General features: G+C 47.6%; 1 protein-coding gene. It reads left to right on the top strand.

Going from position 1 to position 964, the window contains the following annotated elements; all coding sequences use genetic code 11:
- The coding region (locus tag GHO42_RS03400) for a helix-turn-helix domain-containing protein (RefSeq protein ID WP_178114890.1) at positions 1 to 355 on the top strand (355 nt) is incomplete at its 5' end.
- Between the last annotated feature and the right edge of the window lie 609 nt (positions 356 to 964).

Below are 964 nucleotides of genomic sequence, written 5' to 3'. Positions count from 1 at the left end.
GGCTTATAGGGCTCAAAGGCAGGGCTGGCCTGACTATCGTCAGTGGCTCGATGCGTGCCTGACCCGTGCACAGATGATCAATCTGCAGTTCACCAGCCCGCTACCGTTGAGCGAAATCCGTGCAACGGCAACAAGCGTTGCAAAGTGGACAAGCAAGCGGATGAATCAGGGTGATTTTGAGTATTACGTTGAAAGCACGCACACCTCTGAAATTCAGTCATACCGTGGCAAGCTGAAAGGCAAGACCACCAGAGAACAAGGCATCGAGCTTTTGCAGGCTGGAAAGTCGATTCAGGAAGTTATGGCAATCACTGGTGCCAGCCAAGCCACCGTATACCGCTGGACCAAAAGGTAAGGTCAGGAAGTGGAAACCCTGCCCAGATAACGGCACCCCTACGGGGCTATTATCTGATATAGGCTTTGAGAAAATCCCCTTCGGGAGCGTGAAACGAAAGGGGATTCCCCTTTTCGTATAATCCCCTAAAACGTGCCTCCAACCCTCGACCTGCTACGCCAACAAGTTGGCTTGGTCTCGGGTTATCTGTGTAAGCAATCGCCTCCTAACCCTGTCAGAGAATGCCCAATCCGGGGCTATTATCTGATATAGGCTTTTACAATTTCCCCACGTCGAAGCCGGTCAAAATGGTTGACCGAAGGTCGAGCATTTTGAGGGGCTGGGCTTTTGATTTGAGCGGGTCTCGGGTCGCAGACATGAGCAAGAGAGGAAGCCAGCCCGAAGGGCAAGGCGTCAACCCGTAGGGTTGTCCTATCTTGAATTGAAAACTTAATTACACCATAAACTTGATATTTACTTTTAATATGTTATGTCTATATGTATAAACATATGAGACTTAGATGACAATAAAAAATTGGTTTGTAAGAAGTGAGCGAGTATAAGATAAGCATAACGGCATAATACGCTATGGTAAATATTTGGTAGATGAAAGTCATCCTAACCATAAAC

Source organism: Pseudomonas sp. FSL R10-0056, from assembly GCF_009600105.1.
In the GTDB taxonomy this organism is placed as follows: Bacteria; Pseudomonadota; Gammaproteobacteria; order Pseudomonadales; family Pseudomonadaceae; genus Aquipseudomonas; species Aquipseudomonas bubulae.
Note: the sequence above shows the minus strand (reverse complement) of the source record. Positions and strands in the feature narration are given on the sequence as shown.